General features: G+C 38.4%; 30 protein-coding genes. 15 read left to right on the forward strand and 15 right to left on the reverse strand.

The features are described from left to right. Window positions 1–84 precede the first annotated feature (84 nt). From AC4BHP_RS11660 to mnhG, 7 genes are read left to right on the forward strand one after another with little or no spacing between them, the layout of a single operon-like run. Complete coding sequence (locus AC4BHP_RS11660) at window positions 85–2,493, forward strand: Na+/H+ antiporter subunit A (RefSeq protein ID WP_490552370.1); 2,409 nt, start codon at window positions 85–87, stop codon at window positions 2,491–2,493. After that, entirely contained in the window at window positions 2,490–2,912 is a 423-nt protein-coding gene (locus tag AC4BHP_RS11665) for a Na(+)/H(+) antiporter subunit B (RefSeq protein ID WP_066106630.1), read from the forward strand. Before AC4BHP_RS11660 ends, AC4BHP_RS11665 begins: the two co-directional genes overlap by 4 nt. After that, window positions 2,912–3,253: a Na(+)/H(+) antiporter subunit C gene (locus tag AC4BHP_RS11670; protein ID WP_066106626.1), complete on the forward strand. Its 342-nt coding sequence runs from the start codon at window positions 2,912–2,914 to the stop codon at window positions 3,251–3,253. The genes AC4BHP_RS11665 and AC4BHP_RS11670 overlap by 1 nt, the downstream gene beginning before the upstream one ends. Beyond that, the gene (locus tag AC4BHP_RS11675; RefSeq protein ID WP_490552372.1) at window positions 3,246–4,730 is read left to right on the forward strand and encodes a Na+/H+ antiporter subunit D; all 1,485 of its coding nucleotides are present in this window, start codon (window positions 3,246–3,248) and stop codon (window positions 4,728–4,730) included. Before AC4BHP_RS11670 ends, AC4BHP_RS11675 begins: the two co-directional genes overlap by 8 nt. Before the next feature lie 7 nt (window positions 4,731–4,737). After that, a complete protein-coding gene (locus AC4BHP_RS11680; RefSeq protein WP_066106620.1) occupies window positions 4,738–5,214 on the forward strand; it encodes a Na+/H+ antiporter subunit E in 477 nt (158 codons plus the stop codon). Further along, window positions 5,214–5,495 (forward strand): Na(+)/H(+) antiporter subunit F1, encoded by a 282-nt coding sequence (locus tag AC4BHP_RS11685; RefSeq protein ID WP_066106615.1) that lies wholly within the window; start codon window positions 5,214–5,216, stop codon window positions 5,493–5,495. Before AC4BHP_RS11680 ends, AC4BHP_RS11685 begins: the two co-directional genes overlap by 1 nt. After that, window positions 5,482–5,835, forward strand: a complete 354-nt coding sequence (gene mnhG, locus AC4BHP_RS11690) for a monovalent cation/H(+) antiporter subunit G (RefSeq protein ID WP_066106612.1) — start codon at window positions 5,482–5,484, stop codon at window positions 5,833–5,835. Before AC4BHP_RS11685 ends, mnhG begins: the two co-directional genes overlap by 14 nt. 52 nt (window positions 5,836–5,887) lie before the next feature. On the opposite strand, the gene AC4BHP_RS11695 is transcribed toward mnhG, so the two are convergent. Beyond that, window positions 5,888–6,253 (reverse strand): hotdog fold thioesterase, encoded by a 366-nt coding sequence (locus tag AC4BHP_RS11695; RefSeq protein ID WP_066106926.1) that lies wholly within the window; start codon window positions 6,251–6,253, stop codon window positions 5,888–5,890. A 206-nt stretch (window positions 6,254–6,459) separates the two neighbouring features. Here AC4BHP_RS11695 and AC4BHP_RS11700 point away from each other — a divergent pair, with 206 nt between their 5' ends. Together AC4BHP_RS11700 and AC4BHP_RS11705 are read left to right on the forward strand one after the other, a co-directional pair. Beyond that, window positions 6,460–6,639 (forward strand): asparagine synthase, encoded by a 180-nt coding sequence (locus AC4BHP_RS11700; protein WP_066106609.1) that lies wholly within the window; start codon window positions 6,460–6,462, stop codon window positions 6,637–6,639. Between the two features lie 121 nt (window positions 6,640–6,760). Beyond that, window positions 6,761–7,174 carry a YuzC family spore coat inner layer protein gene (locus AC4BHP_RS11705; protein WP_066106606.1) on the forward strand — a complete coding sequence of 138 codons (414 nt, stop codon included), beginning with the start codon at window positions 6,761–6,763 and terminating at the stop codon, window positions 7,172–7,174. 44 nt (window positions 7,175–7,218) lie between these two features. Here the strand turns inward: AC4BHP_RS11705 and AC4BHP_RS11710 are convergent, their stop codons facing one another. The 6 genes from AC4BHP_RS11710 to AC4BHP_RS11735 form a co-directional block, all read right to left on the reverse strand. Continuing rightward, window positions 7,219–7,452 (reverse strand): inner spore coat protein YmaG, encoded by a 234-nt coding sequence (locus AC4BHP_RS11710; RefSeq protein ID WP_066106603.1) that lies wholly within the window; start codon window positions 7,450–7,452, stop codon window positions 7,219–7,221. Window positions 7,453–7,578: 126 nt separating this feature from the next. Continuing rightward, the gene (locus AC4BHP_RS11715; protein WP_066106601.1) at window positions 7,579–9,087 is read right to left on the reverse strand and encodes a leucyl aminopeptidase; all 1,509 of its coding nucleotides are present in this window, start codon (window positions 9,085–9,087) and stop codon (window positions 7,579–7,581) included. A 425-nt stretch (window positions 9,088–9,512) separates the two neighbouring features. After that, window positions 9,513–10,292 (reverse strand): ABC transporter ATP-binding protein, encoded by a 780-nt coding sequence (locus tag AC4BHP_RS11720; protein ID WP_139892288.1) that lies wholly within the window; start codon window positions 10,290–10,292, stop codon window positions 9,513–9,515. 16 nt (window positions 10,293–10,308) lie between these two features. After that, a complete protein-coding gene (locus AC4BHP_RS11725) occupies window positions 10,309–11,331 on the reverse strand; it encodes a FecCD family ABC transporter permease (protein WP_066106594.1) in 1,023 nt (340 codons plus the stop codon). Beyond that, window positions 11,324–12,328, reverse strand: a complete 1,005-nt coding sequence (locus tag AC4BHP_RS11730; RefSeq protein WP_490552378.1) for a FecCD family ABC transporter permease — start codon at window positions 12,326–12,328, stop codon at window positions 11,324–11,326. The genes AC4BHP_RS11725 and AC4BHP_RS11730 overlap by 8 nt, the downstream gene beginning before the upstream one ends. Before the next feature lie 12 nt (window positions 12,329–12,340). Continuing rightward, window positions 12,341–13,315: an iron-hydroxamate ABC transporter substrate-binding protein gene (locus AC4BHP_RS11735; protein ID WP_139892357.1), complete on the reverse strand. Its 975-nt coding sequence runs from the start codon at window positions 13,313–13,315 to the stop codon at window positions 12,341–12,343. A 244-nt stretch (window positions 13,316–13,559) separates the two neighbouring features. On the opposite strand from AC4BHP_RS11735, the gene AC4BHP_RS11740 reads away from it, so the two are divergent. Further along, complete coding sequence (locus AC4BHP_RS11740; protein ID WP_490552379.1) at window positions 13,560–14,411, forward strand: alpha/beta hydrolase; 852 nt, start codon at window positions 13,560–13,562, stop codon at window positions 14,409–14,411. A 79-nt stretch (window positions 14,412–14,490) separates the two neighbouring features. On the opposite strand, the gene spsC is transcribed toward AC4BHP_RS11740, so the two are convergent. From spsC to AC4BHP_RS11765, 5 genes are all read right to left on the reverse strand, one after another. Beyond that, window positions 14,491–15,153 (reverse strand): stationary phase survival protein SpsC, encoded by a 663-nt coding sequence (spsC, locus tag AC4BHP_RS11745; RefSeq protein ID WP_139892282.1) that lies wholly within the window; start codon window positions 15,151–15,153, stop codon window positions 14,491–14,493. A 117-nt stretch (window positions 15,154–15,270) separates the two neighbouring features. Continuing rightward, the gene (locus AC4BHP_RS11750) at window positions 15,271–15,594 is read right to left on the reverse strand and encodes a YuiB family protein (RefSeq protein ID WP_066106581.1); all 324 of its coding nucleotides are present in this window, start codon (window positions 15,592–15,594) and stop codon (window positions 15,271–15,273) included. 87 nt (window positions 15,595–15,681) lie between these two features. Continuing rightward, window positions 15,682–15,804, reverse strand: coding sequence for a YuiA family protein (locus AC4BHP_RS11755; RefSeq protein WP_175354293.1), 123 nt, complete (start codon window positions 15,802–15,804; stop codon window positions 15,682–15,684). Between the two features lie 150 nt (window positions 15,805–15,954). Beyond that, complete coding sequence (locus tag AC4BHP_RS11760) at window positions 15,955–16,437, reverse strand: NUDIX hydrolase (RefSeq protein ID WP_140461717.1); 483 nt, start codon at window positions 16,435–16,437, stop codon at window positions 15,955–15,957. A gap of 95 nt (window positions 16,438–16,532) precedes the next feature. Continuing rightward, window positions 16,533–17,750, reverse strand: coding sequence for an NAD(P)/FAD-dependent oxidoreductase (locus AC4BHP_RS11765; RefSeq protein ID WP_225983739.1), 1,218 nt, complete (start codon window positions 17,748–17,750; stop codon window positions 16,533–16,535). A gap of 299 nt (window positions 17,751–18,049) precedes the next feature. On the opposite strand from AC4BHP_RS11765, the gene AC4BHP_RS11770 reads away from it, so the two are divergent. Both AC4BHP_RS11770 and AC4BHP_RS11775 read left to right on the forward strand, forming a co-directional pair. Next, complete coding sequence (locus AC4BHP_RS11770; RefSeq protein ID WP_066106573.1) at window positions 18,050–19,048, forward strand: NAD(P)/FAD-dependent oxidoreductase; 999 nt, start codon at window positions 18,050–18,052, stop codon at window positions 19,046–19,048. 213 nt (window positions 19,049–19,261) lie between these two features. Beyond that, window positions 19,262–19,894 carry an NAD(P)H-binding protein gene (locus tag AC4BHP_RS11775; RefSeq protein WP_066106570.1) on the forward strand — a complete coding sequence of 211 codons (633 nt, stop codon included), beginning with the start codon at window positions 19,262–19,264 and terminating at the stop codon, window positions 19,892–19,894. A 175-nt stretch (window positions 19,895–20,069) separates the two neighbouring features. Here the strand turns inward: AC4BHP_RS11775 and AC4BHP_RS11780 are convergent, their stop codons facing one another. After that, the gene (locus tag AC4BHP_RS11780; RefSeq protein WP_066106916.1) at window positions 20,070–20,435 is read right to left on the reverse strand and encodes a HesB/IscA family protein; all 366 of its coding nucleotides are present in this window, start codon (window positions 20,433–20,435) and stop codon (window positions 20,070–20,072) included. A 262-nt stretch (window positions 20,436–20,697) separates the two neighbouring features. Here AC4BHP_RS11780 and AC4BHP_RS11785 point away from each other — a divergent pair, with 262 nt between their 5' ends. Then, complete coding sequence (locus tag AC4BHP_RS11785) at window positions 20,698–21,456, forward strand: TraR/DksA C4-type zinc finger protein (protein ID WP_490552384.1); 759 nt, start codon at window positions 20,698–20,700, stop codon at window positions 21,454–21,456. 64 nt (window positions 21,457–21,520) lie between these two features. Here AC4BHP_RS11785 and AC4BHP_RS11790 read toward each other — a convergent pair whose 3' ends face one another. After that, window positions 21,521–21,757, reverse strand: a complete 237-nt coding sequence (locus AC4BHP_RS11790) for a YuzB family protein (RefSeq protein WP_066106566.1) — start codon at window positions 21,755–21,757, stop codon at window positions 21,521–21,523. A gap of 345 nt (window positions 21,758–22,102) precedes the next feature. On the opposite strand from AC4BHP_RS11790, the gene AC4BHP_RS11795 reads away from it, so the two are divergent. After that, window positions 22,103–23,173 (forward strand): NAD(P)/FAD-dependent oxidoreductase, encoded by a 1,071-nt coding sequence (locus tag AC4BHP_RS11795; protein WP_066106563.1) that lies wholly within the window; start codon window positions 22,103–22,105, stop codon window positions 23,171–23,173. Between the two features lie 90 nt (window positions 23,174–23,263). On the opposite strand, the gene AC4BHP_RS11800 is transcribed toward AC4BHP_RS11795, so the two are convergent. Beyond that, window positions 23,264–23,626, reverse strand: coding sequence for a YuzD family protein (locus AC4BHP_RS11800; RefSeq protein WP_066106560.1), 363 nt, complete (start codon window positions 23,624–23,626; stop codon window positions 23,264–23,266). Between the two features lie 102 nt (window positions 23,627–23,728). Here AC4BHP_RS11800 and AC4BHP_RS11805 point away from each other — a divergent pair, with 102 nt between their 5' ends. Next, window positions 23,729–23,965: a NifU family protein gene (locus tag AC4BHP_RS11805; protein WP_066106557.1), complete on the forward strand. Its 237-nt coding sequence runs from the start codon at window positions 23,729–23,731 to the stop codon at window positions 23,963–23,965. The last annotated feature ends 16 nt before the right edge of the window (window positions 23,966–23,981 follow it).

Raw genomic sequence — 23,981 nt, forward strand, 5'->3', positions numbered from 1 at the left:
GTATAATTTGCTATGCTGAATGTACGGATTGGTACATTTTGTTGTAATTTTTCAATATTTTATAATTTTTTAAGGGAGGTCCTTATGTCAATGCTTCACTTGAGTATATTACTGCCTTTTTTGGCTGCGATATGTATTCCGTTTATAGGCAAATATGCTCGTAAAATACATACCGGATGGTTCGTACTCATTATACCTATCGTATTATTTGGTTATTTGTTTACGTTCCTGCCTGAAATAACGGATCATCAATCCATAACAGCTAGTTTTGAGTGGATTCCTTCACTAAACATATCATTTGATGTTTATGTAGACGGATTAGGCCTGCTCTTCGCTATGCTGATCACAGGTATTGGTACACTAGTTATTCTGTACTCCATCTTTTATATGGACAAAACAAAAGAAAAACTGAGTAATTTTTATGTTTATTTACTATTATTTATGGGGGCTATGCTTGGGGTTGTCCTATCTGACAACTTAATCGTCCTTTATACGTTTTGGGAATTTACCAGCCTTTCTTCCTTCCTGCTGATTGGCTATTGGCATGAGAGAAAAGGATCTCGCTACGGAGCGCAAAAATCATTATTAATCACCTTTTTAGGTGGCTTATCCATGCTAGGAGGTTTTATAACCCTCTCTGTAATGGGAAATACCTTCAGCATCAGAGAATTAATTTCAATAGCTCCTGATTTGGTAAACCATCCTCTTTTTTATTTTTCGATGATACTCGTTTTATTAGGGGCATTCACGAAGTCTGCCCAATTCCCATTCCACATTTGGTTACCTGATGCAATGGAAGCACCTACACCAGTCAGTGCATATCTTCATTCAGCAACGATGGTTAAAGCAGGTATCTATTTAGTAGCACGTTTGAGCCCTATATTTGCTTTATCAGGTGAATGGGTATGGATTATCGGCCTGGTCGGTATCATAACCTTAATTTGGGGTTCCTTTAATGCAGTACGTCAGTATGATTTAAAAGGGATTCTTGCCTACTCAACAGTCAGCCAGCTCGGCTTAATCATGTCCCTGCTTGGCATCGGTGCGGCTTCCCTCCATTTTGGATCAGCCGAGAATAATGTATATATTGCCGCTGTTTCGGCAGCTGTTTTTCACCTAATTAACCATGCAACCTTTAAAGGTTCATTATTCATGGCAGTCGGTATAATTGATCACGAAACGGGAACTAGGGATATTCGTAAACTGGGCGGATTAATGACCATAATGCCAATCACTTTTACTATTGCTGCAATCGGAGCATTCTCAATGGCAGGCTTGCCTCCATTCAATGGCTTCTTGAGTAAGGAAATGTTCTTTGGCAGCCTATTAGATATAACAAAAGCAGATTTTCTTAACCTGCAAACATGGGGTAATTTATTCCCTGTTATTGGATGGCTGGCAAGTGTATTCACATTTGTTTACTGTATGATTCTTTTATTTAGAACATTTGGCGGCAAACTTCAGCCTGAAAAATTAACGAAAAAACCACATGAAGCACCGATTGGATTATTGATTTCACCAATCACGCTTGCAGCCTTGGTTATTATTTTTGGATTATTTCCAAACATCCTTACTTCAACAATTATTGAGCCAGCTACTGCAGCTATCCTGCCGAGCCTTTATGAAAACGGAAACCCTCCGCATCTTCATATACAAATGTGGCACGGAGTAAATGGCGCATTATTAATGACAATCGGAGTTGTCATCTTAGGAATTATCTTGTATAAGTTCTATCCAAAATGGAGCAAGATTTATACGTATTTCTCTGATAAATACACATTAAACAATGCATATAATATGGGATTAAGATCACTGGATACAGGTTCACGTCTCATTACCCGCGGATATATGAACGGGAGTATCCATGATTATTTAGTTTATATATTTGGCTTCTTGATTATCAGTTTACTTTATACGGTTTGGAAAACCGATAGCTTTGCATTCGAAACAACCAGTATGACTCCAATTGGGGTATACGAAGTTATTTTGATCTTTATCTTAGTTCTGGCTTCAATCATGATTCTATTTGCAAAATCGAGACTGACTTCAATCATTTTAATGGGAGCGGTTGGTTATACAGTATCACTTTTATTTGTTCTATTTAGGGCACCTGATTTAGCCTTAACTCAATTTGTCATTGAAACAGTATCTACATCGCTGTTCTTGCTTTGTTTCTATCACTTGCCGAAGTATAAACCAAAGGAAAAGCGTATGCGTTTTAAATTGACGAACCTGGCAATCTCTCTCGGTGTCGGAATTACGATGACACTTATCGCGCTGGCTTCTCACAGTACGAAGCTATTTGAATCCATCTCTGAATTTTATAAAGAGGTTACGTACAAAGAAGCTGGTGGAGAGAATATGGTTAACGTAATCCTGGTTGACTTCCGTGGTTTGGATACCATGTTTGAAATCACCGTATTATCCATTGCAGCCATGGGAATTTACACCATGATTAAACTCCGTCTCACGAAAAGAGGAGGGGAAGAATGAAAACAAATGATTTAATTTTACAGACGGTTACTAAAATCGCAACTTTTATTATTATTTTGTTCTCTATACACATTTTCTTTGCCGGACACTATACGCCGGGCGGTGGATTTATCGGTGGTCTTATGACTTCTTCTGCCATCATTCTTTTATTGCTGGCATTTGATTTAAAAACCGTAAAAAGTTTTCTGCCGGTAAATTATTTATCGTTAATAGCTGTGGGGTTGTTGTTATCTGTCGGGACTGGAGCTGGTGCGTTATTCTTCGATGCTCCTTTCCTGACGCACGCCTTTGATTATTTTGATTTGCCGCTCCTTGGAAAAACATCCCTTCATACAGCAGTTATCTTTGATACGGGTGTTTATCTAGTTGTAATCGGCGTGACAATGACCATTATTCAAACGATTGGGGAGAGTGAATGATGGAGATTTTAATGTGTTTTGCTATAGGAATTCTATTTACGATTTCCACCTATTTACTTTTATCAAAAAGCTTGCTTCGTATCATTATTGGAACAAGCATATTGAGCCATGCGGTGAATTTATTGGTTCTTACCATGGGAGGATTAAAACAAGGAGCTGTGCCTATCTTAAGTGAACACGCCAAATCCTATGTGGATCCGCTGCCACAGGCATTAATCCTGACAGCGATTGTAATTAGCTTCGGTGTCACATCTTTCTTCCTGGTATTGGCCTATCGTTCCTATCAGGAACTTGGAACGGATAACATGGATCAACTGAGAGGAAATAAGTCATATGAATAACCTTGTTATATTACCTATTTTACTTCCGTTATTGACAGGAATTTTATTGTTATTCCTTGCGAAAAAAATAAATGCCCAACGAATAGTCGCCTTGGCCTCTTCTATACTGGTCCTGGTAGTTACCTTTTCACTTTTAATAGAGGTAAAAACAAATGGCATTCTTACCTTGCAGGCCGGCAGCTGGGATGCCCCTTTCGGAATTAGTCTTGTAGCGGATATGCTGGCAGCCTTACTGGTTTTAACTACATCTCTTATTACATTAGTAACGATTATTTATTCTTTTAAAAATATTGATGCAAACCGTGAAAAATATTTCTACTATGCCCTTATCCAATTTTTAATTGTAGGTGTTAACGGGGCATTTTTGACCGGAGATATATTCAACTTATTTGTATTTTTTGAAGTAATGCTGATGTCATCTTATGTATTACTTGTGACAGGTGGTACAAAAGTACAGCTTCGCGAGTCTATTAAATATTTGCTTGTAAATGTAATTGCTTCTGGCCTTTTTGTTGCTGCTGTTGCATTCTTATACTCTGTTGTAGGTACGCTGAATATGGCAGATATCTCAGAAAGAATTGCGGAAGTAGACCAGCCGGGAATCATCACGGTTATCGCTGTTCTGTTTCTAATCGTGTTTGGATTGAAGGCAGCCATTTTTCCTTTATATTTTTGGATGCCCGGCTCATACTTTGCGCCGCCAATTCCAATCCTGGCTTTGTTTGGTTCATTATTAACGAAGGTTGGTGTTTATTCCATCCTAAGAACCTTTACCATTATGTTTTATCATCATACTGATTATACGCATACATTGCTGGAGTACCTTGGAATTTTAACCATTGTATTGGGCTGTATCGGTGTATTGGCCTATATGGATGGTAAAAAAATCATCATTTACAATATCGTAATTGCCATTGGTGTTATAATCTTCGGTATTTCAATCATGAATACCGCATCCATATCCGGTTCAATTATGTATACAATTCATGACATGATGATTAAAGCAGCCCTGTTTCTGCTTATTGGAGTAATGATGGCCAAAACAGGGACAAGTAATATTAAGCGCATGGGTGGGTTAATTCACGAATCTCCACTTTTAGCTTGGATGTTCTTCATAGCGGCTATATCGTTAGCAGGGGTTCCACCTTTCAGCGGTTTTACAGGAAAATTACTAATCATTCAGGGTGCCTTTGATGAAAGGCATTACGTAGGAGGATTGGTAGTCCTATTCTCAAGTTTAATTGTTTTATATTCCGTGATGCGCATTTTCATATTCGCGTTCTGGGGAGAGAAAAAAGTTTCCGATGAGAACTTCTCCAAGAAAGATAACCGTTTTTTACTATTGCCGATCGGCATTTTACTTGTAGTCTCAATATTGTACGGATTGGGCTCTGAAGTTGTTTATACGTATGTTTCTGATGCGGTTGATGTTTTAATGAATCCATCAGATTACATTCAGGCCGTACTAAAGGAGTGATGAAGATATGTCTTATCAAATATTATTAAATGTAATTCTAGCCTTGACCTGGATGTTCCTGACGACGTCAAATACAGCCGCTTCCTTTATTATCGGCTATTTAATTGGGGCGATTATTCTTTTTCTATTCAGACGCTTTTTTTCGACTCGGTTTTATTTGCATAAGGTAGTGGCTGTCCTTCACCTTCTGGGGATATTTATACGAGAATTATTGATTGCAAACTTCGACGTTTTTAAAACAATCATCAGACCAAAGCTTGAACTGAAGCCAGGAATTTTTACTTATGAAACCAAACTTAAATCGGATTGGCAGATCACTCTTCTGTCCTGTCTGATTACCTTAACTCCCGGTACATTAGTTCTGGATATTTCTTCTGATAACAAAACATTATTCATCCATGCATTAAACATATCGGAGATTCCAGAGATGCAAGAAAGTATAAAAAATTCATTTGAGCGGCTTATTCTGGAGGTGAGTGAGTAATGATTAATTTCATCCTTCAGCTTTCTTTAGTCTGTATAGCTATTTCGATGCTCATTCTAATTTATAGAGTAATTAAGGGACCAAGCATCCCTGATCGTGTAATGGCATTGGATGCTATTGGCATGAACTTAATTTGCATGATTGCCATACTATCTTTATTGCTCAGCACATCCATGTTTTTAGAGGTTATCCTTCTGATCAGTATTCTTTCGTTCACTGGTACGGTTGCCTTTTCGAAATTCCTGGAGAAAGGGGAAATCATAGAAAATGAACGAAATTAGTTCCTATATTTTTGTTTGTATCGTTTTAATCGGTTCTATATTAACCGTTGTATCAGCTCTTGGAATACTCCGTTTACCCGATGTCTATACGCGGAACCATGCAGCTTCTAAAACATCCACTTTGGGTGTAACCCTTGTATTGCTTGGCACATTCTTATATTTCTGGATTACAGAGGGCCATTTTAACTCCCGTATCCTGTTAGCTATCTTCTTTATTTTTATGACAGCTCCGGTTGCCGGACATTTAATCAGCCGTGCAGCCTATAATACAGGCGTTAAATTGTGGAAACATAGTGTGCGTGATGATTTAAAAAAGGCAAAAAAACAAAAAAATAGCTAATGACAGAAAAAGAGGATGCTTACAAGATCGCTTTAGACCTTGTAAAACATCCTCATTTTTTTATTTGAATAACAGCAAGCGTACATCTGCTGATACATATTAATTCGTTCTCTTCATCCGTTATTTTAATTTCCCATACCATTGTTTTTTTTCCTCTGTGTACAATATTTCCTGTTGCGGTCACCAAGCCTTCCCTTTTGCTTTTAAGATGATTCGCATTAATCTCTAAACCAACGACTGCTTCTTTCTCCTCGTCAACCATTGTATATCCACCAAGACTGGCGACCGTTTCGGCAAGAGCCACCGATGCGCCACCGTGAAGAAGTCCCATCGGCTGGTGTGTCCGATGGTCAACAGGCATGGTTGCAACAACTCTTCCTTCACAGACCTCAACTATTTCTATCCCTAATGTACCCATCAATGTTTTACTTAAATCCAATTAAAGGCATCCTTTCCATTGCTTATTTGTTATGAATTAGATAAAGAGCGGAAAAATAAAGGAGTAAAGCTTTCTTACAACTGATTCCTATTCTGATTTTTAAGGTGAATCCCTTCGAAAAAAGATGAACTGGATATCTGTAAGACTTTACAAAAAGCATATCTAGATGATGGAGGATTGGTCAAATGGATCTTCGAGAAGGAATGGTTCCAACTGTATTAGGTACCGCTGTTGCTGCTACTGGTTATGCCCTTAAACAAAAGCATAATAGCAATAAAATGATTGCCAATGCACTATTTGGATTTGGGCTTGCCCATATTGCTCTTGGTGTTATTGATTTAGTCGAGCATCGCAACGATATCTAAACGAACATCATCTATCCCCTAAATAAGCAACCTAACCGTTGCTTATTTTTTGGTCTAATACAATCTACCTTCTCTTATATATAGTTATAAGGTATTTTATTTCGTAAGAGGAGGTGCCCATATGTATGCAAATCAACAGTTTTATAACTGGGCTCAAAGTCTAGGTCCTCATTACCACATACCCACATGGATCCATCCATCTGTTACTGGTATGAATTCTTATTCTTCATATAACAGAAAAGTTCCTGCTATAGATACAACAAAATTTAAGAATTCTGCCAATCGAACCGCGTCCTATCTGACTGAAGCATTAAGAATTGCCAATCAGATCTCTGCATCTCAAGATTTAGCTCGTCAAATTATGGCAGCCTCTGAGTTTAATAACCTAAGCGAAGTGAATCGATTATTGCTTTCAACCGGTATTCGAATAGCTCCTTCCATCTATTACGATCCGGAGGGAATTCGGCTGGTTTTTGCTGATAAACAAACCAGTCCTCCCTGTTGTGAAGTTGGGGTAGTCATACGATGGAGCTAAAAACCAGCAGTTTGATAACTGCTGGTTTTGTTTACAAATTATTATTAATAAAATCCGCCACCATATCCCCATGGGGACCCATATCCATACGGAGGATAACCATATCCATATCCCCATGGTCTGCTAAGCAATGCTCCACCTATTAATCCGCCGGCTAATCCTAAACCAAATCCCCCGATCGGACCTCCAAATCCAAAACCAAAACCTGGTCTACCCCATGGTCTTCCCCACGGTCCGCCCCACGGTCTGCCCCATGGTCTTCTCTGTCTGTAATCCATCTGTAAAATACCTCCTGTTTGTTTAAATGCCTACACTATTATGTATGCAGAAACCTAACAGCAGGTAAGGGCGTATGCCCTCTTACAAGGATAACATTCACATTTAAATCTATTTATGAGATTAGATTAATCTTCACCATCCAAACCAAAACGTTCAACCAATACAGCCAATGTCCTCGCCATTACACCAGTAGCACCTGATGGTCCAAGTTCATAGCTGGAACGTCTTGTAGATGTACCAGCTATATCTAAATGCACCCATGGAGTCTCCTCGGCAAACTCACCAACAAATGCACCTCCCATAATGGCATGCCCCTCTGCTCCCGGCGAATTATTAAGATCAGCTATTTTGCTATTGCGAACACGCGCTTTATCCCTTTCGGTAATTGGCAATCTCCACATGGGTTCTCCAGCTTCATCAGATGCTTTTAAGACTTCCTCAAACCAGCTTTCATGATTTGTCATCGCACCTGTCATTTCTACACCTAATGCTGTAATAACTCCCCCGGTTAATGTAGCTACATCAACTAAATAATCCGCTCCATGCTGTTTAGCATATGTAATCGCATCTGCCAACACAAGACGCCCCTCGGCATCTGTATTCAAGACCTCAATTGTTTTACCAGCCATGGAAACTATGACATCATCCGGTTTGAAGGCATTTCCGGAAATCATATTATCTGTTGATGGAATAACAGCCACAACATTTTGTTCAGGTCTCAATTCCCCAATTATCTCCATAGCTCCAAGGACAGCGGCTGCTCCCCCCATATCCGTTTTCATTCCAACTATCCCTGCTTTTGTCTTTATTGAATATCCGCCTGTATCAAATGTAATTCCTTTGCCAACCAAACCAATTACATCTGTCCAGTCAGATTTCCCTTGATATTTTAGGACAATCATTTTAGGTGGTTCAGCAGATCCTTGGTTGACGGCAAGCAAGGCTCCCATTCCAAGCTCCTGCATATCTTCTTTTTCAAGGATTTCGCACTCAAACTGATACTTATCAGCCAGCCCTTTAGCATAATTGGCCATATCTGTAGACGTTAGCATATTACCTGGAAGATTTACTAAAGTCCGAGCTGAATTGGTTCCTTTTCCATATGTATATCCAACAAAAAGGGAAGACTCAACTAGCTCTCGGTCGGCTTCCGTATATACAGAAACCTCTTCTATTTTCTGATCTGGTTCATTTTTCTTATGCTTATATCCTTCAAATTCATACGTAGACAAGGCTAATGCTTCTCCTAAAGCATGTGCTGCATCCTCCACCGTAATGACATCTGTCAGGAATGACGTTAAGTCGACGCTAATCTTTGTCCATCCACGACCTTCGACTTTCTGAAACATTTTGCCAAATGCTTCTTTCAGCTCTTCGAATGTTAAATCTTTTTGTTTCCCCAATCCAACGAACACCAATCTCTCCGGTGGAATAAGATCAAGTGTATGCAATGTCGAAACTTTTTTCTTCCGAGCGGAAATATCTCCAACCTTGGCAAGCTCCTGAAGCTTACTATTCATCATTTTATCCGCTTCCGATAAAGTCGCTGCAAGCGTAACTGGATGATTAAATGCTCCAGTTACCAAAACAGGCATATGTAGTTGACTCGGATTTTCATTATAAACTTTAAACATACTACTCCTCCTGATCGTTTATCTTTATTCATGCCTTTTCTTACTGACATTAACTATCCTTACCTATTATCTTACCATTGGCATCATAATTTAGAACAAATGACGCATTCCATTCACTGAAAAATTAAACGATTTACCCCGACATATCTTGCCTATTTTACCCTTCCTTTAGACATAAAAAAACAGAGGACTATTATCCTCTGTGAATTAGTTGCGGAGGCCAACAGGATGTTGGTCACAAAGACGTTGTCACAGGACATGGCGTTCTTAGTCTTTGTTCCTTGAAATGGTCGCCTCAGCTTTTATGCAATCCGGCTTCAACGGCTAGAAACTCAGGTCATAAGCATGACCTCTACAGGAGGGGAGAACGCCTCCTTCCGAGCCCCTGTCTTATGCTCCTCGCTTCTGAGCAAGCCGTTTCAGCACTATAGATTATATCCAACACATACCGGCGCTTGGTCATATGGGTCGATGATGATTCTGGCTTCTATTTGGAATACGGTTTTTAGTACTTCTTGGTTAATGATTTCGGTTGGTGTGCCGGATTTGATTATACTGCCGTCTTTCATGGCTATGATATGGTCTGAGTATCTGGAGGCATGGTTAATATCATGAAGAACCATTACAATTGTACTTTTTTCTTGGCGATTGAGTTCCTGAATAATTTGCAATACATCCAGCTGGTGGGCCATATCCAAGTATGTTGTGGGCTCGTCTAAGAGGATGATATCTGTTTTCTGAGCTAGGGCCATGGCTAGCCAAACCTTTTGTCTTTGCCCACCAGATAAGCTTGCGATGCTTCGGTTTCGGAAAGGGGATGTTTTAGTTATATCCATTGCCCATTCAATGATTTCCATATCTTCATTCGTCATTATTTTATTATTTTTACGATGTGGATAACGTCCATAGGATACCAATTCCTCCACACCCAACAAGCCCGGTGCAACCGGGCTTTGCGGCAGCATAGAAAGCCGTCTGGCAATCTCCTTCGTTGAAATCGTGTTCATATCTTGCTCTTGCAAAAATACCTTCCCTTGCTTTTGTTTCAGTATACGTCCCATTGTTTTTAATAAAGTAGATTTTCCACAACCGTTCGGTCCAATAATAGTCGTTATTTTTCCTTTAGTAATGTCTAAGTTTAAATTTTGAAACACGGTCTTTTTTTCATAACAGGCCTCAAGATTTTCTGTACGCAGAATACTCATATCAAATATCCCCCCTTTATGCTTTCGCCTTTTTGAGTAAATACAAGAAGAATGGTACCCCAATAATGGATACGATAATACCAACTGGCAGTTCAGCAGGGGCAATGATTGTTTTGGCAATATAATCAGAAGAGACTACCAACAGCGCACCGATTGCTGCACTCACAGGGATAACAAATCTATTTTGAACACCAACAAGATAGCGCGATATATGCGGCGCCATTAAGCCAATAAATCCAATACTGCCTGATACTGATACACAAGCGCTTATTAAGCCGATACTGCTGAGAAGTAAGATTGATTTTTCTTTATTAATGGCTATACCTAAACTGATAGCGCTACTATCCTCTAATTGGAGCAAATCAAGTATATAGGCCTTTTTTAGAATGATCGGTATACATATAAACAGCCAGGGGGCCATGGCAAGTATGTAAAGCCAATTGGCATCATAAATGCTGCCTGTGATCCACACAACTGCCATTTCAAAATCAGTTGCTTTCATTTTCAGCGACAAATATAAGGAAACGGCACCAAAAGCTGAACCAATCGCTATTCCAGTCAAGATGAGTCGTTCTACATCAAGGGAACCATTTTTCCATGAAAAGGCGAATATAATTAAGGCCGCCAGCAATCCTCCAACGAGACCAAATAAGGGCATAGCCATAATGGAGAGCCATGTCATTCCTTGAAATACGCTATGAAAGAAAAACATAAATAAAACTACAGCCGTACCAGCACCGGCATTAATACCAAGTATTCCTGGATCGGCCAAGCCATTCTTCGTCACTCCCTGAATCACAGCACCGGCTATTCCAAGCCCAATCCCAACCAGACAGCCAATCAGAATCCTCGGTAACCTAAAATCAAAGATGACCAAATCGTGTTCCGGATTTACGTCTATTCGTGCTAATGTCTTTATTACATCGATAACAGACAATTGAAAGGTTCCGGCCATCAAGCTATAAACGATGACTGCTGTAATAGCGAGTACAATCAGCCATAATGTTATGTAATATCTTAGTTTTGAAACTTTATGCAAGGCCTCTTCCTCCTTTTGTTCTGATTAAATAGAGGAAGAATGGTACACCAATCAATGCAGTCACAACGCCAATCGGTGTTTCAAAGGGATAATTAATAAACCTGCTTAAAACGTCACATAAACCAAGAAATACAGCCCCGAGTATGCCTGCACAAGGAATTATCCATTTATAATCAACGCCGACAAGCATACGGCTAATGTGCGGAATGATTAAGCCTACGAAACCAACTTTTCCTACTAATGCAATTGCCGTACCCGTTAAACAAATAACAGACAGAATACAAATTACTTTGACTAATCCGGTACGCTGGCCCAGGCTGATTGAAACTTCCTCACCAAGAGAAAGAATCGTTACGGATTTGGAAACTAGTAAGGCAAGGAAGATTCCAACTATTCCAATTGGTACAGCCAGTCCAAGGAGCTCTGAATCTATTTGATGCAATCTCGCATTATACCAAAAACTAATATTCTGGGAGACTTGGTAATAGGAGGCCAATGCTTGAGACAGGCTGCTCAGAAACGTCCCAATTACAGTACCTATAATTGCCAAACGAACAGGTGATAAACCATTGGGAAGCATAGAGCCAAATCCATAAACAATTCCTGCACCGAGCGCTGAACCAACCATTGACAACAAAATCATTTCAATAGATGTCATATTCGGTAGGAAAATCATTGATACAGTAATGATAAAAGCTGAACCGTCTGCCACCCCCATAATGGAAGGGGATGCAAGATAGTTTCTTGTCATCCCCTGCATTAGTGCACCTGATATAGCAAGGAAAGCTCCAACAAGAAGTGCGCTTATTGCTCTCGGTAAACGGGATGTCATAATAATGGCATGGTCTACATTACCGGCATCATAATGAAAAAGGGCATTCCAAATCGTTATATAATCTATATTTTTGGCTCCATAAAAAACGGATAACAGGATGATAAGGAGTATAAGAATGGGTGCCGCACATATTATCAGTAAAGGTATTTTCCTCTTATCCATACACCATCAACCTTACTCAGTCAAAGAGCTGGTTGCAGCTTCGAGGAAAGCCGTCTTACTCCATGCCGTACCGCCCTGGGCAAGAGGATCCACAGTATTAACGAATACTTTTTCGTTTTTAGCAGCATTCATACTTTTCCAAATTGGATTAGCTTCTAGTTCTTCTAATGCTTTCGGTTTATCAGCATTTTCACTTTCTTCGAATTGAAGGAACACATAATCCGGATTCACTTCCGCAAGCTTTTCCATTGAGATAACTTCCTGTGCCTTCGCAGATTTTACCACTTCCGGTACCTCAAGTCCTAAATCATTGTATAGAACTGGGTTAAGGTACATACTTTCCGGATACACATAGACATTGCCTCCTCGGATACGAAGGACCATTGCCTTTTTCCCTTTCAGAGTTTCACCCAATTGTTCTTTTGCTTCCTCAGCATCTTTCTTATAACCAGAAATAATCATATCTGCTTCAGTTTCTTTACCTGTCAAATGAGCCATTAAATTTAAGTTATCTTCCCAATTTGTTGAGATATGGGAGTATGGGAATGTTGGTGCAACCTTCGTTAATTGTTCAGTAACATTCTCCTTCGCTTTGGAAGTCCAAAGGATTACATCAGGCTTTAATCCAAGTAACGTTTCATAATTTGGCTGTGTTTTTTCCCCTATCGACTTGGCACCAGCCAAATCTTCAGCCAAATAAGCAGGCAGTTCTCCGGCAATTGTAATAGCGCCTACAGGCTTAACTCCTAAAATTGCTGCATCCTCCATGGATTCAAGACTCGCTGTAGCAATCTTTTTCACTTCAGAAGGAACCGTATATTCTTTATCTAGGTATGTAATCGTTTGAGTTTTATCTTCTGATTTCTTACTTTCATTAGCTTGAACTTTATTGTCGGATTGTTTTATTTGTGTCTCCGTACCATTGCATGCTGCCAAACCAAGGCAAATCATTGCGGATAAACCCACTATTAATAAATTCTTTTTAATACTCATTTTCCTCTTCCTCCATCTAATCTTTTTTCTATGTACTCGCTTTCACTCTAACTTAACTATTGTTTTTCCTACCCCCATATTTATCGCAGAAAGCATTGAAAATGATAATCATTATCAAGTATTATATAAAATATATACTAACAAACTGGAATTTTCAATTAATTTTATGTAAATTTTTGAATGATTTATACTTAATTTGTCAAATAATCTTTTGAATCAAATGAAAAGAGGTCAATAAATGAGAGAGACACCCCAAAAAAATTCTATGGAAGACAGCTTGCCTTGGCAGCAAAATATTTCTTTACCCAATACCTGGGAAATAGATATGTACAATCAGAAACAGGACCGGTTTTATCGTATTTTTATTTACAAGCCGGATACTGTTCCTCCTCCTGAAGGATACCCGGTTATCTATGCGTTGGATGCAAACTCTGTATTTGGCACCTTTGTTGATGCAATGCGTGTGCAGATGAGAAAGCCGGAAAAAACTGGCGTGTATCCAGCGATTATTGTTGGAATTGGTTATCACACAGATCAGCCATTCTCTCCTTACCGTGTCTATGATTTTACTAGGGCAATATCAAAAGAGGATTTACCGCCGCACCCAGCAGGCTTGGAATGGCCGTCTCATGGCGGAGCTGAATCTTTCATTACATTTATTAAAGAGAAAGTTAAACCTGAAATTGAGCGCCATCTGCCGGTCAATATAGACAAACAAACACTATTTGGCCATTCACTAGGCGGATTATTTGTTTTACAAACTCTTTTTTCAGAGCCAGATACTTTTCATACATACATTGCAGGAAGCCCCTCTATTCATTGGGATATACAGTTTTTTAGAAGTGAGAAAGAAGCATTCATCCATAAGGTAAAGCAATCTCAACGGCAAATAAAGATTTTGGTCGGGGTAGGCGAGCTGGAAAAGCTACACTTTAGCGGAATGAATAAAAATGCTGCTGAAATTTCCGAAGAACTTAATCAATTGCATCAATACGGTATTCACATACAGTTCAGAGAGTTTACAGAGGAAAGTCATGTATCGGTATTATTACCACTTATTAATCGTGCAATTAAACTGGGGAGTATATAAAAAAGCTATATAGCGAACACCGAATTTAAATCATAAAAAAACCGCCCATGAGGAACGGTAAAGGAAGAAAAATATTTCACTACTTGTTATTAATAATTTGATTTCTAAATACTTGCAAGCTCTCTGTTTCATTCAAAGCTTTTAGCTCAGGTTCAGTCAGCTTGCCTGTTCCCATACTGACTACATACACCTTCAGCTGCTTTTTCCCCCATTTCTGATATACATCGTCCACGGTATCGTAATAAAGATCTATTTTATTCCCCTTTATGGCTGAACCTGTATCAGCAACCACTCCATACCCATAGGATGGGATAAAAAGAATGGTCCCAATTGGAAAGACACTTGTGTCCGCTGCAATCGTTGAATATAAGTCACGTTTTACCCTAACACCGGAATAGGTGATTCCGTAGCTGGGATGGTTTGGATTTTTCCCAGTTGACTCGTATCCTGCTGTATAACCTGTAGCAATCACTTCTTTAGCCGGGTATTTATTCCAATTATCATTTTCTTCCAGCGTGGACGCTGATTTTATTTGTTTAACAGAGGAAGTTGTGTCATAGCTTGATAACGATATTTGCTCTTTGGGCTTAGGATTTTCCCTTACTATTTTAGAATGTATATGGCGAAAAACAGGAAACTCATGAACACTAATTCCTGTAAAATATGAAAGGGTTACAACGGTAGCCAGTAAGAATAAAAAAACGAGTGAAATTGCTCTGATAAATTTAAAAGTATGGTCCATGTGACGATTTCTCCTTTCACACAAACCATTTTTCCCAATACCAGATTATCTATTCGTTTTTCAGAACTATCTATATTTTTTCAAATAAAAAACCCTTTAACGATTGCTCGAAAAGGGTTAAAACATTCTGTATCCCATGGTACGAAGTATTCTTATAACGATACCTGAAACAATCGACCCTGCTAAACCTGCGGCTAGGATAATTGCATCTGCAGAGGCAAGATTGAATAAATGCTCTTTTAATGATTGAAAGCTAGAAGATGGATTTACAAAGTACTCCGTTAACTTAACACTGTTAATAAAATATAATGCTGCCAAAGGATAAATAACGGCCATAATCCATGTCTTTCTAAATAACATATTTAAAATAAAGCCCAATCCGAAAAAAAGAATAAAGAACAATACAACTGATATAATTACAACCGGAATTGACATGCCCATTCTCTATAACTCCCCCTTAGTCGTACAAAAGTAAGTTTATAGGATGGAATAATTTTCGTCAATTGGGTTGTTTTTGAAAAATAACATTTATTTAGTGTTTTTTGTTTTACCACTTCCTCCGCAACATGAGCATGTTTCAGATCCTCCAAGCAATAATTGAAAATATCCCTTTCCATAGCAATACGGGCACTGATAGGCTTTTTGATTCATAATATGATCAACCCCTAATTTAATTGAATTTTCTGATAATATAACAGAAAATTTGGTAAATGAAAAGCACCCCAAAAGACTCAGTAATTTAATGTAAGCGTATACAAGTTAAATTTCCTTTTAAATACTCCCTTATACACCGCTTATAAATTATATAAATAATTTATAAGCGGTGTATTGAAAGACATCCCCAGGATTGATTCCTTCAAGCGGTTTCTTATGAAGGGATGCATGTTTTTCATTTAACTCCGTCAATAACAATGAACTGTCCGGATCCTTTTTAATTGTCTCCTGGTCCATAAAAGCGACATCCAATAATTCAGTTTTTTGTATCGAAATCTCTCCGGAAATTGGTTCCAATAAAAACAGCAGCATATTATCACTGATCTCATTACGTATAACACCTGTTCTAAGGCCAAATAATCCAATGATTTTCGTCTCAATCCCCGTCTCTTCTTTAATCTCTCTAACCACTGCTTCATCTGCTGTTTCTCCCGGCTGTACAAAACCTGCCGGCAATGACCATTTCCCTTTTAAACCGCCATAAGACTTCTTCACAACAAGCCATCTGCCATCCTTTGTTACGACCAATCCTGCTACACCTAACCAGACATATTTGCTTCTTTCTAACATATGAGCACCTTTTCCTAGATTTTTTTAATTATCTATACAAAAAGCTGTCTCGAGTATAATCGGACAGCTTTCTTTCGAAGTATATTATACCTTTATTAGATTAATTTAAATTTACCCTTTTTCATGAGAAGCGGCAAGCCACCCATCATGTATAAGGCACGATTATCAATGATTTTTTTCATCGCAGCTGCTTTTGTACCTTTTAATTTTTTGCCAAAAACGACTCCAATAGCATCATCATCCCCAAGTGAACATACAGTGCCTTTTGGTTCAAATACGAAATCTTTCATTTTCTCTCCTCGAATAAGGGCAGCAATATTTTCAGAGCAAACTTCTGCCTGCTGCATAGAAATTTGAGCTGTTGGTGGGTAAGGACGATTAATCTCTTCATTAATGATTAACGCACAATCTCCAATGACAAAAACATTTTCAAGACCGGGCGCCTGCAAAGTAGGCTCTACTTTCACACGGCCTCGCATCGCCTCAATACCTGACTTTTCAATGATACTGCTTCCTCTGACACCCGCAGCCCAGATAACTGTACCGGCTTTTATTAATTCTGTATCGTCTTCGCCTTTTCCGACAAGAATTCCCTCTTCCGTGCAGCCTTTGACTGGTGTGCCAATCATAAACTCAACACCTTTTTTCTCCAATCGTGCAACAGCATATTGTACAAGCTCCGGATCAAAGCCTGGCAATGCTGTAGGTGCTGCTTCTACACAAATAATACGCGCTTTATTAGGATCAACATCATATTCTTCACAAAGAGCTGGCATACGATTAGCAAGCTCTCCAATAAATTCAATACCTGTAAATCCAGCACCGCCTACTATAATAGTCAGTCTTTCTTCCTTTTTATCCGTTTGGTATTGGGAGAACTGATAATCAATATGTTCACGAATATGACGTGCTTTATTTACACTGGAAATACTGAATGCATATTCCTTTAATCCTTCAATACCAAATGTTTCAGATTCAGCACCTAAAGCAACTACTAAATAATCATATGAAACAGTACCATTCTCGCAAACTATCACTTTCTCATCTTTTTTTATTTCTACAACGGTATCTTCAATCATGGCTACCTTATTACGATCGATGATACTGCTAATATCATAACGTACTTTATTGTGATGTATGGTACCCGCTGACGCTTCATGCAGCCAAGTTGTTTCATAATGATAACGATGCTTATTAATTAGTGTAATTTCAGCTTCATTCACATTAATTTTATTTTGCAAACGCTTAGCTGTTAACAATCCGCCATAACCGGCTCCTAGAATAACAATTTGAGGCTTTTTCACTAGTATCACGTCCACCTTTTTTATATGATATAAAAATTCAAACATCTTGTGATATCATTCACGTATATCACGTCAAAAATGTCACAAAATATTAACATTTCGCTATAGATTACTATATTCTCTTTTGGTTATTTTTTCAAGCGCTGGATATAAAAAGGATAAAAAAATAAGTAACGGTATTACCTTTGACTTTTTTGAATATTTACTCTTATTATCTTTATATACACACATATCCTTTAGAGGAACGTTATACCAAGATATATGGTACTATTTATTAAAGATTTATTTACAATATAGGGGGTAATCAAGTGAAAGAAGATCAAAAAGTATATGACGTAACGATCATAGGTGGAGGACCTGTAGGATTGTTCACTGCTTTCTATGGTGGTATGAGGCAAGCCTCAGTGAAAATCATCGAAAGTCTGCCCCAGCTAGGCGGACAATTATCCGCACTCTATCCCGAGAAATATATTTATGATGTAGCGGGTTTTCCCAAAATACTCGCTCAAGAATTAGTTAATAACCTAAAGGAACAAATGGCTAAGTTCGATCCAACCATTTGCCTTGAACAAGCTGTCGAGAATGTTGAAAAACAGGCAGATGGCGTTTTTAAAGTAACAACCGATAAGGAAGTTCATTATTCAAACACGATCATCATCACAGCCGGTAATGGAGCATTCCAGCCAAGGCGCCTTGAACTTGAAAATGCGTCTAATTATGAAGGGAAAAATCTTCATTATTTTGTTGATGATTTAAATAAATTTGCCGGTAAAAAAGTCGTCGTATGTGGCGGAGGGGACTCTGCAGTAGACTGGGCATTAATGCTTGAGCCTATCGCCGAGGAAGTAACCCTTGTTCATCGCCGGGATAAATTCCGTGCCCATGAACATAGTGTGGAAAATCTTAAAAATTCAAGTGTAATCATAAAGACTCCATATATACCATCTGAATTAGTTGGCGATGGGGAATCCATTAAACAAATCGTGTTGGATGATGCAACCGGGGATCATAAAGAAACGATTGATGTTGATGACGTATTAGTTACGTTTGGCTTTGTTTCTTCACTTGGACCTATTAAAGAGTGGGGACTTAATATCGAGAAAAATTCCATCATTGTGAATAGCAAAATGGAAACTAATATACCTGGTATATATGCAGCAGGAGATATTTGCACATATGATGGGAAAGTGAAGCTAATTGCCTGTGGATTTGGTGAAGCTCCTACGGCTATTAACAATGCAAAAGCATATATGGATCCTAAAGCAAGAATCCAGCCCCTTCACAGTACAAGTATGTTTAAGGATTGATTTATTGAACTAAAACTGGTCAAGACGCGCCATGCAGAATAAATAAAGGAATTCAGGATGTAAGCTCCTATGCTAACACATTCTGAATTCCTTCTTTTTTTAGAACCCAACCTTCCCTCTTTGTATGTATACAAATTCTTCCCTTACGTACTAGTAAATACCAGAGTCAGGCCCCCTATGAAGCGGGTATGAGTTACTAGTGAGGTGATTACAATGAATGTGTTAATAGTCGGTGCAAACAATCGCACAGGCCAGCGAGTACTAGAGCTTTTGAATAAGTCTTCTCATCAGGCATACTGTTTAGTACATGATGAAAATCTTGCTTCATTAGTTAGAAGTCTTGGTGCTGAACCCATGTTCGGAGAAATAACCGATTCTCTCCAATTGGAGGGCATGCACGCAGTTATTTACGCAGTCGATGTAACAAATCCTAGTATTCATGATACGATCTCCCATGTAACACAGCACGGAGCTATCCACTTTATACGAGAGTGTGAAAAAGCGGGCATAGAGCGCTTCGTCATGCTAAGCTCCGTTTATGCTGACAAACCGGATGAAGCACCATGTGTTCTTTATTCCTTATTGGAGGAAACAAGGATGACGGAGAATTATTTAACTGGATCCAGTAGGTTAAAGTATACAATTGTCCGTCCAGGCAAAATGATTGATTCTGATGGCACATTTAAAATACTGGCGGCAGAATCTATCGATGATGATGGAATGATTTCACGTAATGAAGTTGCACAGGTTTTAGTTGATACATTAGAAATAGATACGACTTTTAATAAGAAATTTTATTGTATTGAAGGCCCTTTTCCTATTAAGGAAGCCTTGGCTGAAGTGTAATATAAAAACAACTAGTCTCCCTCTCCCCGCTCTTATTGGGAGAGGTTATTTTTGTATTTAGCAGGAACCTTAAAATGCCTTAGTCTCATATAAAAAATTCCTTCTCAATAGATACCTTTTTGATCGCATCTGTTTAAAGAAGGAATTCCAACTAAATCAGTATTGATTTGTTAGTTTAACATTGCTCTGGATTACCCGTAACTTTAGCTGTACGAAATGAAGACCCACAACCACATGTGGCAATGGCATTCGGATTATCAATCGTAAAACCTCCGCCGAGCATCGATTGTTTATAGTCTATACGCGTTCCAGTCAGGATAGGCGCGTCCTCTTTATTCACAAGAAAATGAATTTCATGCTGTATGGTTTCAATATCACTATCTTGTTTTTTTTGCTCAAAGTTCATGCCATACGATAAACCGCTGCACCCTCCACCATGGACGGAAACACGCAAATATGGCTGATCTTCCCCGCTTTCTTTTATCATCGTATTTATTTGAAAAGCTGCTGCTTCTGTTACAATAATGACATCATTATTCATTACCATTCTTCCCCCTTATAAAAAGTTAGAAGGAAATTAAATCCTCTATTTATTAGTATATACATTAACCGGTGTCCTCTCAACCTTAAAACTGCCCATAATATGCTGCTGTTCGCACGTTTTTGAATAAGATATACGCTTTTAAATAACACTTTACCTAAATGACTATATTATTTTATCCAAAAGATTAATTAATATTTTTTACATAAACAGCAGCGGAATGAAAGAAAATAGAAAGACGAAATTGAAAGGAGTTTCCTTGATGCTTTCTTCCGAACAACAATCCAATCTTCAATCAAAATTAGCAGATGAAAAAAAGGAACTTGAACATCACATTTCCCTGAATAATCATTTTGGCATAGGGGAAGATGAAAATTTTTATAATTATGTAGGAGAACTCTCTACATATGATAACCATCCTGCGGATACCGCCACTGAGCTATATGAACGTGGTAAAGACCTAGCCTTAAATGAACATTTTGAGAATGAACTTAATCAGGTAAATAGAGCTTTACAGGCAATTGAACAAGGAACCTATGGTAAATGTGAAGTATGCGGTAAAGACATCCCTTTTGAGCGGCTTCAAGCAATACCATCTACCACTTATTGCATCGAGCACAGTACTGAGCAAACCGTTTCTCACGAACGTCCAATAGAAGAACAGGTCCTGCATCCATTATATGAAAAAAAGCATGAGACAGAAGTAAATGGCTTTGATGAAGAAGATTCCTGGCAGGCTGTTGCGGAGTGGGGGAGTTCAGATACCCCATCTGATTATTATGATCCAAAAGAGCACTATGATCAGGTCTATTTAAATTCCGATGAATATATTGGATATGTGGAGGATATTGAAAATTTCGCTGGAAACGATATTGAAGGGAAAAATGTTCAAATCTATCCTACAGCAGAACTTGAGCAATTAAAGGATTTATTGGATGAAGAAGGTATCATGACATCCTTTGGCGATTTAAAACCATATGAGGAAGATCCTTATACTGAAGATACCAATGATGATAAGTAATTCTTTATACAAAAAATAGGGAAGAAATAAGCAGAGTATGCCTATTTCTTCCCTTTTTATTATATTAAAACATTGGGTTCTCTTCCAGATATTCATAAATATGATCTACTAATTCTTCCGGACTGTCCCCTGTTACGACTTCTCCATTTACAAGGGCATACATACTGGCAGAGCAAATTCCACAATAACTAAGACACCCATATTCAATAACATCCAAATTAGGATCTTTATCTAAAATCTCCATAGCGGCCTGTGAACCGCTGACAAGATTACTGACACAAAATTCAATTATTGGTTTCATACTATTGTCACCCCTTAGCACAACCAAAATCCTACTCTAAAATGATATAATAGTCAATTAATTAAGGTGAATCAGTTACCTTTTTATACTCCATCTGCCGAGAGATGTGATAGAGAAAATGTTTTTAAATTAGGACATCCGAAACGGAGTAATAATGTGACTTTTCACAAATTATACACAATTCAGTTGTTATTTTTTCCTATTTTCGATATACTTTGTATGGAATTTTACAATATTGACATCTATTATAATAATTTAATATTTTTATAGCACTACTTTGAATTTAGTATTCTAGCATAGTTTAAAATTAGAAAATTGTATCCCAACAAAGGAGTCGTCATTTCTATGAAAAACTTAGTCATCCTCGGTGGTGGGTATGGTGGTATGAGAATACTTAACAAGCTCACTGATCATCATTTTCCCGCAGATATTCATGTTACTTTGGTCGATCGAATTCCTTATCATTGTTTAAAAACTGAATTTTATGCGCTTGCCGCTGGTTCCATTTCTGACCACACTATTCGTGTATCATTTCCTCAGCACGAAAGAATTCAATACAAGTACGGTGAAGTATCCTCTATCGATTTATCAAATAAGAAAGTTCTATTAAAAGATCAGGAACCGCTTACATATGATGAACTGATTATCGGCCTGGGCTGTGAGGACAATTATCATAATGTGCCTGGAGCCGCAGAATATACCTATAGCATACAGTCTATTGATAAATCTCGCAGTACCTATCAAGCACTGAATAACCTCGGACCAGGTAAAGTAGTTGCCATCATTGGCGGAGGATTAAGCGGAATTGAACTAGCTAGTGAATTGATTGAAGGACGCCCGGATTTAAATATTAAGCTTTTTGACCGTAATGACCATATTTTATCAGCATTTCCTAAAAAACTTAGTAATTATGTGGAAAGCTGGTTTCATGAACATCGTGTAGACTTAGTCCCAAATAGTAATATTACTAAGATAGAACCTAACCTGCTTTATAATGGTGACGTTTCCATTCCATGTGATGCCATTGTTTGGACCGCTGGCATTCAGCCAGTACAGCCAGTCAGAGAACTGCCTGTTGAAAAAGACAGCGGTAACAAAATAAAACTGACAGTCCAGCACACCATCCCAGGCTATCCAGATGTATTTGTCATTGGAGATTGCGCAAGCCTTGGACATGCCCCAAGTGCGCAATTGGCAGAGGGGCAAGGTGAACAAATTTATCAGGTACTGGTTAAAAAATGGGCCGGAGAACCGCTCCCAGAATCCTTCCCTCCAATTAAACTGAAGGGAATTCTAGGATCCCTTGGTAAAAAACATGGTTTCGGGCTAATGTCTGAACGTACTATTATTACTGGCAGAATGGCGCGGCTGTTAAAGTCAGGGGTTTTGTGGATGTACAAGTATCATAATGGATAATAGGACCCTATGTTGATGGTTCGAATATATCGATTATTAAAAAACAAGCTTGCAGACCCTAAAAGTAGGCTGCAAGCTTTATCCAAATAATTATTCACTTTTATATCCGTAATCTCGTAAAGCTTCAGTTATTATCTTTAATCGAGGGCTTCCTTCTCCGACTACTTTCCCGTCCAAGATGACTAAAGGATAAAAATATTCTCCTTCGGCAACTTTCTCAGCTATTTCTTTAATTTTCGGATCTTCTGGTGGGTTAAAAATATCGATGTATGTGATCGTTAATGGGTGACTTGGGAATTTTCTCGATAAGGCAGCCTGCAGCCATTCATATGTTTCTTTTGATGATGGCATTCCAACACAGCTTGCACATATTTGTGTGGCTCCGTATACATATAAATTTGCAACCGTCACCTGTTTTCCCCCTATTTTATCGCTTTTCTTTTCATCATACATAAATTTAATATAGGAAACAAATTTTAACTATAAGCTAAGGAATGTAGATAGCTTTTTTAAGGTAAAATCATTATAATATGATTAGGAAAGGAGTCGATAGCCATGGCAGAACAAGAATTATTTGGGCAAGTTCAGGAAGTACTAGATAAATTACGTCCATTTCTTCTTCGCGACGGCGGCGACTGTGAGCTGGTTGATGTGGATGATGGAATTGTAAAATTACGTCTTTTAGGGGCTTGCGGTAGCTGTCCCAGCTCCACAATCACATTGAAAGCTGGCATCGAACGTGCACTTCTTGAAGAAGTTCCAGGCGTTGTTGAAGTTGAACAAGTTTTCTAATGATCAAAACACAAAT

The sequence above is a fragment of the Pradoshia sp. Z4_20 genome, assembly GCF_058216035.1.

Excerpts from the sequence above, each read along its gene's own strand:
- AC4BHP_RS11660 (WP_490552370.1), top strand. The coding sequence starts at position 85 with ATGTCAATGCTTCACTTGAGTATATTACTGCCTTTTTTGGCTGCGATA.
- AC4BHP_RS11665 (WP_066106630.1), top strand. The coding sequence starts at position 2,490 with ATGAAAACAAATGATTTAATTTTACAGACGGTTACTAAAATCGCAACT.
- AC4BHP_RS11670 (WP_066106626.1), top strand. The coding sequence starts at position 2,912 with ATGGAGATTTTAATGTGTTTTGCTATAGGAATTCTATTTACGATTTCC.
- AC4BHP_RS11675 (WP_490552372.1), top strand. The coding sequence starts at position 3,246 with ATGAATAACCTTGTTATATTACCTATTTTACTTCCGTTATTGACAGGA.
- AC4BHP_RS11680 (WP_066106620.1), top strand. The coding sequence starts at position 4,738 with ATGTCTTATCAAATATTATTAAATGTAATTCTAGCCTTGACCTGGATG.
- AC4BHP_RS11685 (WP_066106615.1), top strand. The coding sequence starts at position 5,214 with ATGATTAATTTCATCCTTCAGCTTTCTTTAGTCTGTATAGCTATTTCG.
- mnhG (WP_066106612.1), top strand. The coding sequence starts at position 5,482 with ATGAACGAAATTAGTTCCTATATTTTTGTTTGTATCGTTTTAATCGGT.
- AC4BHP_RS11695 (WP_066106926.1), bottom strand. The coding sequence starts at position 6,253 with ATGGGTACATTAGGGATAGAAATAGTTGAGGTCTGTGAAGGAAGAGTT.
- AC4BHP_RS11700 (WP_066106609.1), top strand. The coding sequence starts at position 6,460 with ATGGATCTTCGAGAAGGAATGGTTCCAACTGTATTAGGTACCGCTGTT.
- AC4BHP_RS11705 (WP_066106606.1), top strand. The coding sequence starts at position 6,761 with ATGTATGCAAATCAACAGTTTTATAACTGGGCTCAAAGTCTAGGTCCT.
- AC4BHP_RS11710 (WP_066106603.1), bottom strand. The coding sequence starts at position 7,452 with ATGGATTACAGACAGAGAAGACCATGGGGCAGACCGTGGGGCGGACCG.
- AC4BHP_RS11715 (WP_066106601.1), bottom strand. The coding sequence starts at position 9,087 with ATGTTTAAAGTTTATAATGAAAATCCGAGTCAACTACATATGCCTGTT.
- AC4BHP_RS11720 (WP_139892288.1), bottom strand. The coding sequence starts at position 10,292 with ATGAGTATTCTGCGTACAGAAAATCTTGAGGCCTGTTATGAAAAAAAG.
- AC4BHP_RS11730 (WP_490552378.1), bottom strand. The coding sequence starts at position 12,328 with ATGGATAAGAGGAAAATACCTTTACTGATAATATGTGCGGCACCCATT.
- AC4BHP_RS11740 (WP_490552379.1), top strand. The coding sequence starts at position 13,560 with ATGAGAGAGACACCCCAAAAAAATTCTATGGAAGACAGCTTGCCTTGG.
- spsC (WP_139892282.1), bottom strand. The coding sequence starts at position 15,153 with ATGGACCATACTTTTAAATTTATCAGAGCAATTTCACTCGTTTTTTTA.
- AC4BHP_RS11750 (WP_066106581.1), bottom strand. The coding sequence starts at position 15,594 with ATGGGCATGTCAATTCCGGTTGTAATTATATCAGTTGTATTGTTCTTT.
- AC4BHP_RS11755 (WP_175354293.1), bottom strand. The coding sequence starts at position 15,804 with ATGAATCAAAAAGCCTATCAGTGCCCGTATTGCTATGGAAAGGGATAT.
- AC4BHP_RS11760 (WP_140461717.1), bottom strand. The coding sequence starts at position 16,437 with ATGTTAGAAAGAAGCAAATATGTCTGGTTAGGTGTAGCAGGATTGGTC.
- AC4BHP_RS11775 (WP_066106570.1), top strand. The coding sequence starts at position 19,262 with ATGAATGTGTTAATAGTCGGTGCAAACAATCGCACAGGCCAGCGAGTA.
- AC4BHP_RS11780 (WP_066106916.1), bottom strand. The coding sequence starts at position 20,435 with ATGAATAATGATGTCATTATTGTAACAGAAGCAGCAGCTTTTCAAATA.
- AC4BHP_RS11785 (WP_490552384.1), top strand. The coding sequence starts at position 20,698 with ATGCTTTCTTCCGAACAACAATCCAATCTTCAATCAAAATTAGCAGAT.
- AC4BHP_RS11790 (WP_066106566.1), bottom strand. The coding sequence starts at position 21,757 with ATGAAACCAATAATTGAATTTTGTGTCAGTAATCTTGTCAGCGGTTCA.
- AC4BHP_RS11795 (WP_066106563.1), top strand. The coding sequence starts at position 22,103 with ATGAAAAACTTAGTCATCCTCGGTGGTGGGTATGGTGGTATGAGAATA.
- AC4BHP_RS11800 (WP_066106560.1), bottom strand. The coding sequence starts at position 23,626 with ATGTATGATGAAAAGAAAAGCGATAAAATAGGGGGAAAACAGGTGACG.
- AC4BHP_RS11805 (WP_066106557.1), top strand. The coding sequence starts at position 23,729 with ATGGCAGAACAAGAATTATTTGGGCAAGTTCAGGAAGTACTAGATAAA.